We start from the raw sequence: 16,311 nt of genomic DNA, 5'->3' as shown, positions 1-16,311 counted from the left end.
CTGGCAACGAAGGAGAAGCTGTATGCAAGTCAACATCAGTGGACACCATGTAGAAGTCACCCCTCCATTGCGCGACTATGTCGAGCAAAAGCTGAAGCGGCTCGAGGGTCATTTTGACAAGATCACCAATGTGCAAGTCATCATGAAGGTCGACAAGCTTCAGCAGAAAATCGAGGCAACCCTGCAGATTCCCGGCGGAGAAGTAGTCGCCAACGCTGAGCATGAAGACATGTATGCATCTATCGATGCCCTGACCGACAAGCTTGACCGCCAACTTAAAAAGCATAAGGAAAAGAATCTGCACCTGATGCAAGGTACAGGTCGCTAACTCCCTCCCCATGATCCGACTTGAAACCATCCTGACCCCCGGCCGTTCCCTCGTGAACGTGCCGGGCGGCAGCAAGAAAAAAGCCCTCGAACAAATTGCCAACCTGATCCACCGCGAAGTGCCGGATCTGGAGATGCAGGATGTCTTCGAGGCACTGGTTGCCCGTGAAAAACTCGGTTCCACCGGTTTTGGCAACGGCATCGCCATTCCTCACTGCCGACTCAAAGGCTGCGAGTCCCCGGTGAGCGCCCTGCTGCACCTGGAAGCCCCCATCGATTTCGACGCCATCGACGGCGCCCCTGTCGACCTGTTGTTTGTTTTGCTGGTCCCACAAGCCGCCACCGATGCGCACCTGGAATTGCTTCGGCAGATAGCCAGCATGCTCGACCGCAAGGAAGTACGCGACAAATTGCGCAGTGCCGCCAGCAACGAGGCGCTCTATCAGGTTGTCCTGGATGAACAAAACGGGCAGTAATCATGCGTTTGATCATCGTCAGCGGCCGTTCCGGCTCAGGTAAAAGCACTGCTCTCAATGTTCTTGAGGACAACGGCTTTTATTGCATCGACAACTTGCCCGCCGGTCTACTGCCGGAATTGGCGGAACGTGCATTGATCCATACTGAACTCGCGCAACCGTTGGTGGCCGTATCGATTGATGCCCGCAACCTGCCCAGCCACCTCTCCCGGTTCCCTGAGTTGCTCGAGGAAGTTCGCGCCAAGCATATTCATTGCGACGTGCTGTATCTGGATGCCGACGAAGAGACGCTGCTCAAGCGCTTCTCCGAAACCCGGCGGCGCCATCCGCTCAGCAGCCCGCATCGCTCCCTCGCCGAAGCCATCGAGGACGAAACCAAGCTGCTTGGGCCGATCATTGACCTCGCCGACCTCAAGATCAACACCACCAGCCTCAACCTGTACCAACTGCGCGACGCAATCAAGCTGCGCCTGTTAAACCAGCCCGAGCCCGGCACCGCATTTCTGGTGGAGTCGTTCGGCTTCAAGCGCGGCATGCCGGTGGATGCCGACCTGGTGTTCGATGTCCGCTGCCTGCCTAACCCCTACTGGAAGCCAGAACTGCGTGATCAGTCCGGGCTGGATCAACCCGTAGCCGATTACCTTGCAGCGCAGCCGGATGTGGAGGAGATGTTCCAGGACATTTACAGCTACCTGATCAAATGGTTGCCGCGGTTCGCCGCAAGCAACCGGGCCTATGTCACGATTGCCGTCGGTTGCACCGGAGGCCATCACCGTTCCGTCTATCTGACCGAACGCTTGGGCCAGGCTTTGCAACAAACCCTCAAGAACGTCCAGGTTCGCCACCGCGACCTTAGCTGAAAGGAACACCCCCGCGATGCCCGCTCTGGAAATTGAAATCATCAACAAGCTGGGCTTGCATGCCCGGGCCTCTGCCAAGTTCGTCGGCGTTGCCGGGCAGTTCCCCTGCCAGATTCGCGCCGGGCGCACCCCCGAGTCCATGGTCGATGGTAAAAGCATCATGGCCATGATGATGCTGGCTGCCGGCAAGGGCACGCGGATTCACCTGAAGACGGAAGGCGAGCAGGAACAGGAAGCGATGGACGCCTTGGTGAAGTTGATCAACAACTACTTCGATGAGGGTGAGTAAACTCACCCTAGAACACTGCGTGACGCTGAAAAGGCGTCACCCCAAGGCAGTATCCATAACCATCATCAGGCAAAACCCGATACACAGCCCCAGGCTGGCGAGCTTTTCGTGACCGTTGCGCCTCGATTCGGGGATCACTTCATGGGTCACCACCAACAACATCGCACCCGCGGCCAACGCCAGCCCCAAAGGCAATAGCAGTTCGGCCAGGCTGACCAGCCATGCGCAAGTCACCGCGAAAACAGGCTCGACCAACCCTGAGGCGGCACCGATCAAGAACGCCTTGACCCGCGACATCCCCGCCCCTGCCAATACCAGCGCAATCACCAGACCTTCGGGCACATCCTGCAGGGCAACCCCCATGGCCAGGCTGTCGGCATCCGGCATGCCACCGCCGGCAGACACGCCCACCGCCATACCTTCTGGAATGTTGTGCGCAATGATGGCGAACACAAACAGCCAAATGCGTGGCGGGATCACCGGTTTGCCTGGCGTGCCCAGCAACATTTCGGGGCCGGCACCAGAGACCTTACGGTCAACCAGATACAAACCGAAAGCGCCCAGCATAATGCCCAAGCTGATCAACCCACTCGCGCCCCAGGATGATAGCCCCAGGTTCTGGGCAGCAGAAATGCCTGGCACGATCAACGAAAACGCAGTCGCCGCCAGCATCACCCCGGCACCGAACCCCAGCAGGGAATCGCTCAGCGCCAACGGCATCCGCCGAATCACCAGCACCGGGACCGCACCCAACGCCGTACCGAGCGCACAGATCGCCCCGCCTTGCAGGGCACGCAGGATGCGCGGCTGCAAGTCCAGCCAGGCCAGCCCGTGGGCCACCAGCAAAGCAGTTCCTGCCAATAGCAGCAGCGAGCCAAATGCATAGCGAAACATGCGTCCGCTGCCGATCGTCAGTGTTTCAGTGCCCATAGTCGGCCTTAGATCTTGTTATAGGGAGTGAGCGTCAGGCCAAGGCAGCCTGATAACGAGCGGCGACTTCTGGCCAATTGATGACGCTGTAGAAGGCATTGATGTATTCCGGGCGACGGTTCTGATACAGCAGGTAGTAGGCGTGCTCCCAGACATCCAGCCCGAGGATCGGCGTGTTGCCGCTCATCAATGGGCTGTCCTGATTGCCGCTGCTTTCCACTACCAGGGTCTTTTGTGGGGTAACACTGAGCCAGGCCCAGCCACTGCCGAAACGTGTCAACGCAGCTTTGGTGAAGGCTTCCTTGAAGCTGTCAAAACCACCCAGTTGCTCATCGATAGCCTGGCCCAGCACGCCCTCGGGCTTGCCACCGCCTTTGGGTGACATCACGGCCCAGAACAGCGAGTGATTAGCGTGACCGCCACCCTGATTGATCACTGCAGCACGCAGTTTTTCTGGCAGTTGCTGGACGCTGGACACCAGTTTCTCTACCGGCCAACCTGCGAACTCGGTGCCTTCAACCGCCGCGTTGAGGTTGTTGATATACGTTTGGTGATGCTTGGTGTAGTGAATCTCCATGGTCTGCGCATCGATATGCGGCTCCAGGGCATCGTAGGCATAAGGCAAGGCAGGCAAGGCGTAGGTCATATCAATGAGCTCCGTAATAAGGGCTGTTGCGGGCCGGCGCATTCGGTTGCGCCGCAGCGCCGCCCAACAAGCGATGAGTACGTGGGTACTCACCGTGATCGCTGATGAAATTCAACAACTCAACATAGGTCTTGCTGCTCTGGCGCAGCGCCGCCTCGCGCAGTTGCGGGCTCAGACGCGAGTCCTGCATGGTCTGCAACAGACGCTGGTGAATGGCACAGAGGTATTCCGCGCTTTCCTCTGGCTGGTTCAGGCGCAGGTGCAGGTCCGCCAGGTTGTGATGGGAAATGACGCAAGCCGCCACTGCCTCGTCAGCGTCCGACCAGCGCTCGAATAACACTTGAGCCAGGGCCAGGGCTTGCAAATAGGCCTCGCGAGCGTCGACCAGTTCGCCCTGCATAAAGCAGCGATTGGCTCGTTCGATCGTGCGTTTCCAATGCTCCATGGTGAGCCTCCAAAGCAGAGTCGGTGATTACACGCCACCGGCCGTGAGTTTTTCCGGATCCAGCAGAATTTCCAGCTGACTACGGGGCAAGTCAGTGTGCTCAAGGGCGACCTCAATGATCGGGCGACCTTGCTGATAGGCTTTCTTGGCAATTTCGGCGGCCTTCTGGTAGCCGATGATCGGATTGAGTGCAGTGACCAGGATTGGGTTACGCGACAGCGCTTCCTTGAGCTTGGCTTCATTGATCTTGAAGCTGGCGATGGCCTTGTCCGCCAGCAATCGGCTTGAATTGGCCAGCAACTCGAGGCTGCTGAGCAGATTCTGGGCGATGATCGGCAGCATCACGTTCAGTTCGAAGTTGCCCGACTGCCCGGCAACGGTGATGACCGTGTCATTACCAATCACTTGCGTGGCCACCATGGCGGTCGCTTCCGGGATCACCGGATTGACCTTGCCAGGCATGATCGAGGAACCCGGTTGCAAGCCCTCCAGCTCGATTTCACCAAGACCGGCGAGGGGGCCGGAGTTCATCCAGCGAAGATCGTTGGCGATTTTCATCAGTGAGACGGCGGTGGCTTTCAATTGGCCGGAAACGGCGACAGCCGTGTCCTGGGAACCGATCAACGCAAACAGGTTCTTGCCCGGTGTAAATTTCACGCCGGTCAGATGACTCAACTGCTGGCTGAAACGTGCCGCGAATTCAGGGTGTGCATTAATCCCGGTGCCGACAGCTGTGCCTCCCTGGGCCAGGGCCTGCAGGCTTGGCAGCAAGTCCTGCAAATGCCCGATATTGGACTTGAGTTGCTGCGCCCAGCCGTTGAGTACCTGGCTCATGCGCACGGGCATGGCATCCATCAGGTGAGTGCGACCGGTCTTGATGAAGGGGTGAACGGCTTCAGCCTTCTGCTCAATCACCTGAACCAGATGCAGCAGGGCTGGCAGCGTTTGCTCATGCAGAACCAACGCGGCGCTGACGTGAATAGTGGTCGGAATGATGTCGTTGCTGCTCTGGCCGCAGTTAACGTGATCGTTTGGGTTGATGACCTCACCGAGCAAGCGGGTGGCGAGGGTCGCAATCACTTCATTGGCGTTCATGTTGGAACTGGTGCCGGACCCGGTCTGGAAGATATCCACCGGGAAATGCGGCATAAAATCGCCTTCCAGCAAGCCCTGGGCGGCATCGACGATCGCCTTGCCCTGGGCTTCGCTGATCTGTTTGAGGTCGACATTGACCTTGGCGGCAGCGGCCTTGGCCAGAATCAAGGCACGAATGAATTGCGTCGGCATACGCTGCTTGCTGATCGGGAAGTTGTTCACCGCGCGCTGGGTTTGCGCGCCATACAGGGCGTCGGCAGGCACCTGAAGCTCGCCCATGCTGTCGTGTTCGATACGGGTGTTACTCATCGTTAGATCCTTGCACCAGGTCAGAGTGAGAAAGTGATGGCAGCAACTCGCAGGTCGCCAATTGCCAGGCAAAGGTCTGCCAGCGCTTGAGGCGGCAGGCGCAGCGCGAGAGTTTTTCCAGATCACGCAAGGGGCGCCATGCCTGGTCCAGGCATAGGGATCGCCAGTGCCACGGCAAGGCGATATCACTGGCGGTGTCGATCAAGAGACGGAATGAAGTTTCAGCGATCGTCCAGGGATGGGTCGCGGTGCAACACGCCAGGTATCGGCCTTCATTGAGGTAATGTTCGATCAGGCGAGGTTCATTGGGATCGAGGCCGCAACGGATCTGACGGCTCATCCAACGCCAGCTTTCCAGGTACGGATCCTCATGCAGGACAGAACTCATGATCCACACTCATCCAGTAATGATATTCATTATTAAATGATATTAAGAATCAAAACAAGCACAGCCGATTAATCCGCTTTCTAGACAGCCACAAAAAAGGCGCGCCATCCTGAGGATGGCGCGCCTTTTTGTGAAGCGATGCGGGATCAACTGCCAGCGACGGTCATCCGCTCGATCAGGACAGACCCGGTGCGAATGTTGCTGCGCAGTTCCAGGTCGTTACCCACTGCAACGATCTGCTTGAACATGTCCCGCATGTTGCCGGCAATGGTCACTTCCTGGACGGCGAACTGAATCTCACCATTTTCCACCCAAAAACCTGCCGCGCCTCGAGAGTAATCCCCGGTCACCATATTCAAACCATGGCCCATCAACTCGGTCACCAGCAGGCCTCGGCCCATACGACGCAGCAATGCTGCCTGATCTTCGTCACCATGGGTCACAAACAGGTTATGCACGCCACCGGAGTTGGCAGTACTTGGCAAGCCAAGCTTGCGGCCGGCGTAAGTACCCAGGACGTAGGACACCAACTCGCCCTGCTCGACAAATGGCTTGGCATACGTCGCCAGGCCGTCACCATCGAACGCCGAGCTGCCCATGGCACGCATCAGGTGCGGGCGTTCGTCGATGGTCAGCCACTCAGGGAACAGCTTCTGGCCGATGGTGCCTTCAAGGAACGAGGACTTGCGGTACAGGTTACCGCCGGAAATCGCCCCCAGAAAACTGCTGAACAAACCACCGGCCAGCTCCGCCGAGAACAGCACCGGCACTTCACAGGTCGCCACCGGGCGTGCGCCCAGGCGGTTGGCGGCACGTTGTGCGGCGCGCTGACCAATGCTGACCGGGTCGGCCAGCAGATCGCCTTGACGATTCACGTCATACCAATAATCACGCTGCATCTGGCCATTGGCTTCGGCGATCATCACACAGCTCAAACTATGACGTGTAGACGCATAACCACCGATAAAACCGTGGCTGTTGCCGTAAACACGGCAACCCTGATGGGTACTCAAGGTGGTGCCATCGGCGTTCTTGATGCGCGCATCAGCGTCAAACGCAGCCGCTTCGCATATCAGCGCCCGCTCAATAGCTTGCTCAGGCGTGATATCCCAGGCATGGAACAGGTCGAAATCCTTCAAGTCCTTGGCCATCAACGCCTTATCGGCCAGGCCAGAGCTTTCATCTTCAGAAGTGTGCCTGGCGATGGCCAAAGCCGCCGCGACGGTCTCGCGAATCGCCTCCGGGCCGCTGGCCGACGTGTTGGCCGAGCCCTTGCGCTGCCCCACATACAAAGTGATGCCAAACCCCTGGTCGCGGTTGAACTCAACGGTTTCCACTTCCCTCTGACGCACCGAAGTAGACAGCCCCTGCTCCAGCGACACAGCTACTTCACAGGCGCTGGCCCCCTGGCGCTTGGCTTCGGCAAGGATCTGCTCGACTTGTTCCTGCAGTGCCGGTAACGCTTGCGGACCGACGCTTTGGGCTGCACTCATGGTTTTCTCCACTCAAACTCTGCTTTCGGTTAAGGCCATCGAGCGACCGGGCCGGACAAGAGGCCCCCGACTGGTTATCATGGCGGCGTTTCTTTGCGGACTGCCACCATGGTTGATTCTTACGACGACTCCCTCGATGGGGAGAAAAGCAAATCCCAAGTCAAACGCGAGCTGCATGCTCTGGTTGATCTTGGCGAGCGCCTCACAACGCTCAAGAAAGACTTGATTGCAAAACTGCCACTGACCGACGAAATGCGCCGGGCTCTGGCCGATGCGCCTAAGCACACCGCGAATATCGCGCGTAAACGGCATATCGCGTTTATCGGCAGGCTGATGCGCGACCAGGACACTGACGCGATTCTGGCGTTGCTTGATCAAACCGATGCCTCCACTCGCCAGTACAACGAACGCTTCCATAACCTGGAACGTTGGCGTGACCGCCTGATATCGGGCGATGATGCCGTGCTGGAGAAATTCGTAGCGGAGTACCCGGACGCGGACCGCCAGCAACTGCGTTCCCAGATCCGTCAGGCTCAACACGAACTGGCGCATAACAAGCCGCCGGCCACCAGCCGTAAAATTTTCAAGTACATCCGAGAGCTGGACGAGACTCAACGCGGTCTGCGCTGATCCTCTTCCCCGGGTGGCGACCTTCGCCACCCGAAGCTCCGCGGCTTACGACCCCGTCCCCCCTACGGTAATCGCATCAATTTTCAGGGTTGGCTGGCCGACACCCACCGGCACCGACTGCCCATCCTTGCCGCACGTGCCGACGCCACTATCCAGCGACAGGTCATTACCGACCATCGACACCTTGCTCATCGCTTCCGGCCCGTTACCAATCAACGTCGCGCCCTTGACCGGCGCGGTGATCTTGCCGTCTTCGATCAGGTACGCCTCGCTGGTGGAAAACACAAACTTGCCACTGGTGATATCCACCTGCCCGCCGCCAAGGTTGGCGCAGTAGATCCCGCGCTTAACCGACGCGATGATTTCCGCCGGGTCGCTTTCACCACCGAGCATGTAGGTGTTGGTCATGCGTGGCATCGGCAGGTGCGCATAAGATTCGCGGCGGCCGTTGCCGGTACGTGCCACGCCCATCAGGCGGGCGTTGAGCTTGTCTTGCATGTAGCCCTTGAGTACGCCGTTCTCGATCAGCGTGGTGCACTCGGTCGGCGTACCTTCGTCATCAACGCTCAGCGAGCCCCGACGGCCCGCCAAAGTGCCATCATCGACAATGGTGCACAGCTTGGAGGCAACCATCTCGCCCATGCGCCCGCTGTAGGCGGAGCTGCCCTTACGGTTGAAGTCGCCTTCCAGGCCATGCCCCACCGCTTCGTGCAGCAAAACCCCGGACCAACCCGAACCCAGCACCACCGGCAAGGTACCCGCCGGTGCCGGAATCGCCTCCAGGTTGACCAACGCCTGGCGCAGCGCTTCACGGGCATAGCCCATGGCACGGTCGTCAGTAAGGAAATAACGGTAGTCGGTACGACCGCCGCCGCCATGACCACCGCGTTCGCGGCGCCCATTATGTTCGACGATCACGCTGACATTGAAACGCACCAGTGGCCGCACATCCGCCGCCAGCCCGCCGTCGGTGGACGCCACCAAGATGCGCTCCCACACACCGGCCATGCTTACGGTGACCTGCTGAATACGCGGGTCCAGGGCACGGGTGGCCGCGTCGACGCGCTTGAGCAGCTCAACCTTTTCCGCACGGCTGATCACTTCCAGGGGGTTATCCGGTGCATATAGCTGGGCGACATCCTGGGTGCTGAACGCCTGTACCGTGCCATTTTGCCCGGCACGAGAAATCGAACGCGCCGCACGGGCCGCCAGGCCCAGGGCCTCCAGTGTGATTGCATTGCTGTAGGCAAAACCGGTTTTCTCACCCGATTGCGCTCGCACGCCTACACCCTGGTCAAGGTTGAAACTGCCTTCCTTGACGATGCCGTCTTCAAGCGCCCAGGACTCGGAAATCTGCCCCTGAAAATACAGGTCGGCTGCATCGATGCCCGGCCCGGCCAGATCGCCCAGCACGGTTTGCAAGCTTTCGATGGTCACGCCACCGGGTGCCAGGAGGTGTTCACTGACTGAGGACAACAACTCGCTCATAGGTTTGGCCTTAAATTCATCGTTCTGAAGCAGGCCGCTGTGCGCCCTGCGAGAAAAAGCGCCGATGGTTCGCCACCGGCATGCGCGCCCGTATCGACGCCTGTTCACTGCTGTCGCGCTCGGCCAACAACACCGCTTCGCCTTGATCCTGTTGTGTCAGCACACGCCCCCAAGGGTCGACAATCGCCGCATGCCCAAAGGTTTCCCGTGGCCCTGGGTGCACGCCGCCTTGTGCGGCCGCCAGCACGTAACACTGGGTTTCGATGGCGCGCGCGCGAATCAACACGTCCCAATGCGCCGCCCCAGTCACGGCAGTAAAAGCCGAGGGGGCGGTGATCAACTCTGCGCCCGCTGCGCGCAACTCACTGTACAGCTCGGGAAAACGCAGGTCATAACACACGGTCAGCCCCAATCGACCCACCGGCGTATCCACCACCACCACCTTGCCACCGAAAGCATAGTCGTCAGATTCCCGATAACGACCACGAGCATCGGCGACATCGACGTCGAACAAATGCAGCTTGTCGTAACGGGCGACAATCTCACCCTGATCGTCAATCAGCAGCGAGCAGGCGTTGGGCTTGGCATTCGGCTGGCCTTCGGGAGGCAACGGCAATGTGCCGGCCACTATCCATAAGGTGAGGTCGCGGGCGGTCTGTTTCAACCACGGCAGGATCGGGCCTTCACCCGAGGCCTCGGCGCGGCCGATATCGGCCACATCACGGCGCCCCATGGCCGCGAAGTTCTCCGGCAGCACCGCAAGCGTCGCACCGCGCAGCGCCGCTTGCTCCAGCAAACGCCGGGCCTGGGCCAGGTTGGCCAGCACATCGCTTTGGCTGACCATTTGAATTACTGCAAAGGACATGGGCCCACACTCCACGATTGGCATGGGGCCATGCTACTCCACAGTCTCTCAGTTTGGTTTTTCAAATGGCTTGTCGAAGGTGATTTTCGGGTCTTTCCAAGGCCCTTCCACTTTGTATTGCACGCTGGCGAAGCGCGAAACCCGGTCACCGATCAGTTTATCGATCAGGAACAACGCACCACCGATGGCCGGCGCACCGACAATCAGCGCCGCGATGGGCAGGTTGTTGGTCACAGGCAAGGTAACCAACAGCTTGGCGTTGACACGATCAGCCACTAGGTCGAGGGTGCCGTTGAGTTCCAGATTGGTCGACGGCCCGGTCATGGTAATGGGCTCACGAGTCACGAACACACCGTCACTGGCCGCCAGCAAACCTTTGACCCGGTCATAGCTCAAACCCTTGCCGAGCAGGTCCGAGAAGTCCAGGCGCAGACGACGACCGATAGAGTTGAAGTTCAGCAGGCCGAACACCCGCAACGCCTGGGCGCCACCTTCCACTTCGACAAACTGACCTTTACGGAACGATGCATCCAGGCTGCCGGAGAAACGCTTGGGCCCGACCCACGCCGGCGAGCCCGGCCAACGACCATCCACGTCCAGGTGGAAGTCCTCGCTGGTCACGGTCGGCGCAAAGCCCCAGCCCTTCAGCACATCGGCAATGTTCTTGCCATCCAGGCGCCCTTTGTACCAACTGTTGCTGGCACCTGGCGCACCTTCCCAGCCACCGGCGCCCTTGAGCAGCATGCCCTTGAGTCCCAGGTCCAGATCGGTAAACGCCAGGCCCTTGGCGGTCGGCCTGATCTTCAGCGACCAGGCCCCTACAAGGTCCGGCCCCTGATACAGCTTGTCGATACCGATATCCAGTGCCGGAATATCCTTCGGATCAATATCGGCCAGCGGGTCAGGAGCGTTTTCATCCGCCTGTACCGTCGGGTCCACCGCAGGTAATTTCACGTATTGCAGCTTGATCGCAATCGGCGCGCCCCTGGCGTCCGGCAGGTTGACCGTGCCTTTAGCCTGCTGGCTGTCGAGCTGCAAGCCCCAGGCAGCCGGCTTGCGATCAAGCTGCAGGTTGACCTGATCCAACTGGGAACCGAAGCCCGTCAGCTTGCCCACCTTGAAATCGGCACCACTGAGCAGTTGCTTGGCGCTGCCGCCCGGATCGTTGCCCGCGTATCGGCTCACCAGTTTTTTCCATGGGTCGATATCCAACTCCGACAGTACGCCCCGAATGCGCAGGCCCTTGGCCGCGGGCAATAACGCGTTGCCATCGCCGAGGAACAACTCGCCGCGACCGTCATTGAGCTTGTCCGGCGGCGCAGCAAACGTGAAGTTAGCCAGTTCGCCGTAACTGAACCAATAGCGGCGCTCGGCGCCTTGCAAGGTCATGCGGAATACGCTGTCACGCCCTTGGCTGGCCGGCATGCCAAAGGGCGCGGGCAAATCTACCGCGACGCCCTTCATATTGGAGCTGACCATCAGTTGGCTGTCAGCGCCATCCAGCGTCAGTTGCAATTGGTACGGAATGTCACCGGAAACCGGCAGCGGCTGGCTGATCTTCAACCAATCCGTCAGACGCTTGACCGTAACCTGGCCTTTGGCGGTCACGCGGGTGCTGATATTGCCGGGCTTGCCATCGGCAACAATCTGCGCGGTGATGGGGCGATCGAACGCCTGTGCCGAGATATTCTGGCCGCTCAGACCCTTGGCGCTGTCGAAGCGGAAGTCGCCCTTGAGCTGGGTCAGGTCAAGGGACGGTTCCGCCAGTTGCAGTCGGGCTTTGTCGGTCTTGAAATCCACCACGATCTTGGGGTCGGTCCCCTTGGCCAGGGGCACGTCCAGGTCCAGGTTGCCTTGCAGATCGCCATCGCCTTTCCAGCCGGCGAACGTCGAGGCGGTGCCTATTGGCGCTTCCTGGAGGATTTTCAGGCCATCGCCCAGGCCACCGGAAAACCCTCCGGTCAGCAGCAGGTGGCTGTCCTGGCCGGCAGGTGCGTGGGGAATATTGACGTAGACATCCTTGACCTTGGTGTCGAGCAACTGGCCCTTGCTGGCCAGGATGCGCACACCGCTCTCTTCGACGAACACTTCACCGTCGACCTTGCTCACATGAGGCCAACCCGGCTGGAACGCCAACTCAGCGTCATGCACCTTGAAGAACAGGCTGATATTGCGCGAAGCCGGCAGCGCGTCGTGATTCAGCGAACCTTGGTACTGGAAGAAACCTTGGTCAACCGCCCCCATGAGAATGGCTGTGCGCAGCCACTCATCCAGCGACGGGCTCAGTACAGCGGGTAGATACTTGGGAGTGAAGCGACCATCACCATCAACCATGCCCACCCGCAGGTCCATGTAGTCTTCCTGGCTGTGGTCGAAATGCAGGCGAATCAGGAAGTCGGCAGCGATTTTGCCTTCCTCGCCCAATACCTTGATGTAAGGCGCTATCAGGGTGAAGCCTTCTTTATCCAGCTTCCAGGTCAGCCGCGCATTGGCCTGGTTGTACTGCCAAGGCTTGGCGAAGATCGGGAACAGATGCAGGGAAAAGTCCTTGCTGTCCATGCGCAATTCGCCATGGCCCAGATCGCCGCTGATGCTGCCGGACACATTACGCGCGGCCGGCGCACCGAAGTACGCATCAAAGCCGATGCGCTCAAGGTTGGCGGCGAAGCTGACTTTGCGGTCAGTGGTGTCCTGGGGGCGCAAATCCACCAGCACATTGCGCAGCACACCCGTAGCCTTCAGATGCTCAAGGGTCTTGGCGAAGCCTTCCGGCAACGGCGCCAAGGCATTCAACAAGGGTGTGATGGGCGTCAGATCGAGGCGATCGGCCTGGAGCTTCCAGACTTCCTGGTCCTTGTCCGTGGCCAGGGTTTGCTGCAATTGCACATGTGATTCCCAGCGGGTCTCGCCCAGGTTCATCGCGAGCGAATCAAACAGCACCTTGAGGCCGTTCTCACTGCGTTGCAGATAAGCCGTCAGGGCCAGATTCTCGATATGCACAGGCTTGCGATCGGCGTAGCTGCCCTTCACTTGCGGCGAATTGAGACGTACCGCAGCACTTTGGACAGTACCTTTGGCCCAGCTCAGCCAAAACTCACCGCCGGCCTGGAACTGCGTGAGCTTCCATTGCTGAGTCAGCTTCGCGGGAATCCATTTGGCCCAGTCGCTTTGGGGCAGACTGAGGTAGGCCTCAACTTCTGCGTCTCGCCATTGGCTGGCACGAATGCGGCTGCGCAGGCTGACGGCAAGCGGTTGACCGTCAGGCAGCGTCAAGCGTGCGTCCAGGCGTTGCCGAGTCATGCCGGTATGCAGGCTCAAGCCGACATAAGTCACGGTCAACGGCGCTTGATCGAACGGCTGGAAGGTGACCTGGCTGTCCAGCAGTGACACGCGCTTGACCATTTGCATGCGCGTCAACACCTGCTCCGGGTCCAGTGGCTGGTCATTCTGCACCGGCAGGCCTTGCAGGGCCCAGTGACCGTCCTTGTCTTCCTTGACGCTCAATTGCAACCCACTGACTTCCAGGTGGGCGATGCGCACTTCCCGGGCCATCAGGCTGGCCCAGATATCCGGCACCACTTCGACCTGGTCCAGGCGCAAGGCACTACTGCCCTCGCCGACCATGACGTCGTGGGCCAGCAATACCGGGGCGAAGCCACTCCAGCGGCCTTCGAGGCTGCCGATGTGCAAGGGAATATCAACCGCGGCCTGGGCCTTGGCCTCAACTTCCGCACGGTATTCGGCCACCAGCGGCGTCAGTTGACGACCCAGGCTCACATACACCGCCGCCAATACCAGCAGCAACGCACACAGGCCCAGGCTCCAACGGGTCAAAGCGGCAAAAAAGCGTATCAGACGCTCCATGTCAGGCGACCCTCAAGGCAGTTGGCGGACGGCAGATCATGGCCTGCCGGTCTCACGAAAAGAAAGCGAATGGGGATCAGAGCAGCACCACGTCGTATTGTTCCTGGGAATACATGGTTTCAACCTGAAAACGAATCGTGCGCCCGATAAAACCCTCCAGCTCCGCGACGTTACCGGACTCCTCATCCAGCAATCGATCGACCACTTTCTGGTTGGCGAGCACTCTATAACCTTCGGCCTGGTAGGCTCGCGCCTCCCGTAAGATTTCCCGGAAAATCTCGTAGCAAACCGTTTCAGGGGTCTTCAATTTGCCGCGGCCCTGGCAACTGCTGCAAGGCTCGCACAGCACTTGCTCAAGGCTTTCGCGGGTCCGCTTGCGGGTCATCTGCACGAGGCCAAGCTCGGTGATACCGATGATATTGGTCTTGGCGTGATCGCGCTCCAGCTGCTTCTCCAGCGTACGCAACACCTGACGCTGGTGCTCTTCGTCTTCCATGTCGATGAAGTCGATGATGATAATGCCGCCGAGGTTGCGCAGGCGCAGTTGGCGAGCAATCGCAGTAGCCGCTTCGAGGTTGGTCTTGAAGATGGTTTCTTCAAGGTTGCGGTGCCCCACGAACGCTCCCGTATTGACGTCGATAGTGGTCATGGCTTCGGCCGGGTCTACCACAAGATAGCCTCCGGACTTGAGCGGCACCTTGCGCTCCAGGGCTTTCTGAATTTCATCTTCGACGCCATACAGGTCAAAGATTGGGCGTTCGCCAGGGTAGTGTTCCAGGCGATCGGCAATTTCCGGCATCAACTCGGCAACAAATTGCGTAGTGCGCTGGAAGGTTTCCCGCGAGTCGATGCGGATTTTCTCGATCTTTGGACTGACCAAGTCACGCAGGGTACGCAGCGCCAAGCCCAAATCTTCATAGATGACGCTTGGCGCGCCAATGGTCTTGATCTGGGCGCCAATCTGGTCCCACAAGCGCCGCAGGTACCGGATGTCCATCAAGATTTCATCAGCGCCTGCGCCTTCAGCGGCAGTGCGCAGGATAAAACCACCCGCCTCCTTGATACCCTCGGCCGCCACACAATCGCTTACCACCTTCTTCAGGCGTTCACGTTCAGCTTCATCTTCGATTTTCAGAGAGATGCCAACATGGGCAGTGCGAGGCATGTACACCAGGTAGCGCGATGGAATCGACAGTTGGGTGGTCAGACGTGCGCCTTTGGAGCCGATGGGGTCCTTGGTGACTTGCACAACCAGGCTCTGCCCTTCATGCACCAGGGCGCTGATGCTTTCCACTGCCGGGCCTTCGCGCAGGGAAATTTCCGAGGCGTGGATAAACGCGGCACGGTCCAGGCCGATGTCGACGAATGCGGCCTGCATCCCCGGTAACACGCGCACCACTTTACCTTTATAGATGTTGCCAACGATCCCGCGCTTCTGGGTACGCTCGACGTGCACTTCTTGCAGAACACCGTTCTCTACCACCGCCACGCGCGATTCCATCGGCGTGATATTGATCAGAATCTCTTCACTCATGGCTGGGTCTCGTTCAGGCGTTTTCACAATAGTGACCGATCGCTTTAGGCTGGGCGCTGGAGTCAAGCGATCAGCGCACGGTAAGGTTTTGCCAACAGGGTATGCCGAATTGGTCCAGCAGTTGCGCGGTTTCGCACACCGGCAAGCCGACCACGGCTGAATAACTGCCACTGAGACCGGCCACGAATACCGACCCCAGCCCTTGAATAGCATAGCCCCCCGCCTTGTCCTGGGGTTCGCCACTGTGCCAGTAAGTTGTAGCCTCCTCGACAGAAACCCTTCGAAAACGTACACGGCTGCTTACACATCGGGTTTCACAGCGCTGCCCATCAGTGAGGGCAATGGCGGTGAGGACTTCATGCTCGCGGTCCGAAAGGGCCATCAACATCGCCAGGGCGTCGGCCTGATCAACAGGCTTGCCGAGGATCCGACCGTCAACGATCACAGCCGTATCAGCACCCAGCACGCAAACATCGGAAGGTTGTTCAAGCGCAGCAAAACCCGCCATGGCCTTGCCGCGCGCAAGACGCTCGACGTAGGCAACAGCGGGTTCGTTGGCAATAGGCGTTTCATCGATGGAGGCGCCGACCACGGTGAAGGGCACACCGATCTGGGTCAACAGCTCACGTCGCCTCGGAGAGCCCGAAGCCAGATAAAGCGAATTCATTCCAG

16 protein-coding genes are annotated in these 16,311 nt (G+C 59.3%); 5 read left to right on the top strand and 11 right to left on the bottom strand.

What is annotated here, in order from left to right; translation table 11 throughout:
• Positions 1-22 precede the first annotated feature (22 nt).
• Genes raiA through M5B97_RS16220 form a run of 4 tightly spaced genes read left to right on the top strand, consistent with a single transcriptional unit; the run spans position 23 to position 1,952 of the window.
• Positions 23-328, top strand: a complete 306-nt coding sequence (gene raiA, locus M5B97_RS16235) for a ribosome-associated translation inhibitor RaiA (RefSeq protein WP_123714593.1) — start codon at positions 23-25, stop codon at positions 326-328.
• A gap of 10 nt (positions 329-338) precedes the next feature.
• Positions 339-803: a PTS IIA-like nitrogen regulatory protein PtsN gene (gene ptsN / locus M5B97_RS16230; protein WP_123714592.1), complete on the top strand. Its 465-nt coding sequence runs from the start codon at positions 339-341 to the stop codon at positions 801-803.
• Between the two features lie 2 nt (positions 804-805).
• On the top strand, positions 806-1,663 hold the full coding sequence (rapZ, locus tag M5B97_RS16225) for an RNase adapter RapZ (protein ID WP_248732012.1): 858 nt from the start codon (positions 806-808) through the stop codon (positions 1,661-1,663).
• Positions 1,664-1,679: 16 nt separating this feature from the next.
• The gene (locus tag M5B97_RS16220; protein WP_060754944.1) at positions 1,680-1,952 is read left to right on the top strand and encodes an HPr family phosphocarrier protein; all 273 of its coding nucleotides are present in this window, start codon (positions 1,680-1,682) and stop codon (positions 1,950-1,952) included.
• Between the two features lie 36 nt (positions 1,953-1,988).
• On the opposite strand, the gene M5B97_RS16215 is transcribed toward M5B97_RS16220, so the two are convergent.
• From M5B97_RS16215 to pmbA, 6 genes are all read right to left on the bottom strand, one after another.
• Entirely contained in the window at positions 1,989-2,882 is an 894-nt protein-coding gene (locus M5B97_RS16215) for a ZIP family metal transporter (RefSeq protein WP_248732011.1), read from the bottom strand.
• Between the two features lie 34 nt (positions 2,883-2,916).
• Entirely contained in the window at positions 2,917-3,528 is a 612-nt protein-coding gene (locus M5B97_RS16210) for a superoxide dismutase (protein WP_248732010.1), read from the bottom strand.
• Position 3,529: 1 nt separating this feature from the next.
• On the bottom strand, positions 3,530-3,973 hold the full coding sequence (locus tag M5B97_RS16205) for a hypothetical protein (protein ID WP_123714588.1): 444 nt from the start codon (positions 3,971-3,973) through the stop codon (positions 3,530-3,532).
• Positions 3,974-4,000: 27 nt separating this feature from the next.
• Positions 4,001-5,377 carry a class II fumarate hydratase gene (locus M5B97_RS16200; protein WP_248732009.1) on the bottom strand — a complete coding sequence of 459 codons (1,377 nt, stop codon included), beginning with the start codon at positions 5,375-5,377 and terminating at the stop codon, positions 4,001-4,003.
• Positions 5,370-5,765 (bottom strand): FagA protein, encoded by a 396-nt coding sequence (locus M5B97_RS16195; RefSeq protein ID WP_123714586.1) that lies wholly within the window; start codon positions 5,763-5,765, stop codon positions 5,370-5,372. The genes M5B97_RS16200 and M5B97_RS16195 overlap by 8 nt, the downstream gene beginning before the upstream one ends.
• Positions 5,766-5,911: 146 nt before the next feature.
• Positions 5,912-7,258: a metalloprotease PmbA gene (gene pmbA / locus M5B97_RS16190; RefSeq protein WP_248732008.1), complete on the bottom strand. Its 1,347-nt coding sequence runs from the start codon at positions 7,256-7,258 to the stop codon at positions 5,912-5,914.
• A 108-nt stretch (positions 7,259-7,366) separates the two neighbouring features.
• Between pmbA and yjgA the strand changes: the two genes are divergently transcribed.
• On the top strand, positions 7,367-7,888 hold the full coding sequence (yjgA, locus tag M5B97_RS16185; RefSeq protein WP_123714584.1) for a ribosome biogenesis factor YjgA: 522 nt from the start codon (positions 7,367-7,369) through the stop codon (positions 7,886-7,888).
• A gap of 45 nt (positions 7,889-7,933) precedes the next feature.
• On the opposite strand, the gene tldD is transcribed toward yjgA, so the two are convergent.
• The 5 genes from tldD to M5B97_RS16160 all read right to left on the bottom strand — a co-directional run bounded on the left by tldD (position 7,934) and on the right by M5B97_RS16160 (position 16,306).
• Complete coding sequence (gene tldD, locus M5B97_RS16180; RefSeq protein ID WP_134658665.1) at positions 7,934-9,376, bottom strand: metalloprotease TldD; 1,443 nt, start codon at positions 9,374-9,376, stop codon at positions 7,934-7,936.
• A gap of 16 nt (positions 9,377-9,392) precedes the next feature.
• A complete protein-coding gene (locus M5B97_RS16175) occupies positions 9,393-10,241 on the bottom strand; it encodes a carbon-nitrogen hydrolase family protein (RefSeq protein ID WP_248732007.1) in 849 nt (282 codons plus the stop codon).
• Positions 10,242-10,289: 48 nt separating this feature from the next.
• Positions 10,290-14,105, bottom strand: a complete 3,816-nt coding sequence (locus tag M5B97_RS16170; protein ID WP_248732006.1) for a YhdP family protein — start codon at positions 14,103-14,105, stop codon at positions 10,290-10,292.
• Positions 14,106-14,181: 76 nt separating this feature from the next.
• Positions 14,182-15,639: a ribonuclease G gene (gene rng, locus M5B97_RS16165; protein WP_010213134.1), complete on the bottom strand. Its 1,458-nt coding sequence runs from the start codon at positions 15,637-15,639 to the stop codon at positions 14,182-14,184.
• Positions 15,640-15,709: 70 nt separating this feature from the next.
• The gene (locus tag M5B97_RS16160) at positions 15,710-16,306 is read right to left on the bottom strand and encodes a Maf family protein (RefSeq protein ID WP_248732005.1); all 597 of its coding nucleotides are present in this window, start codon (positions 16,304-16,306) and stop codon (positions 15,710-15,712) included.
• Between the last annotated feature and the right edge of the window lie 5 nt (positions 16,307-16,311).

Origin of the sequence: Pseudomonas sp. MWU13-2517 (assembly GCF_023242545.1) — a bacterium.
Lineage (GTDB): Bacteria > Pseudomonadota > Gammaproteobacteria > Pseudomonadales > Pseudomonadaceae > Aquipseudomonas.
The sequence above is the reverse complement of the archived record's forward strand: the minus strand, read 5'-3'. Positions and strand labels throughout refer to the sequence as shown.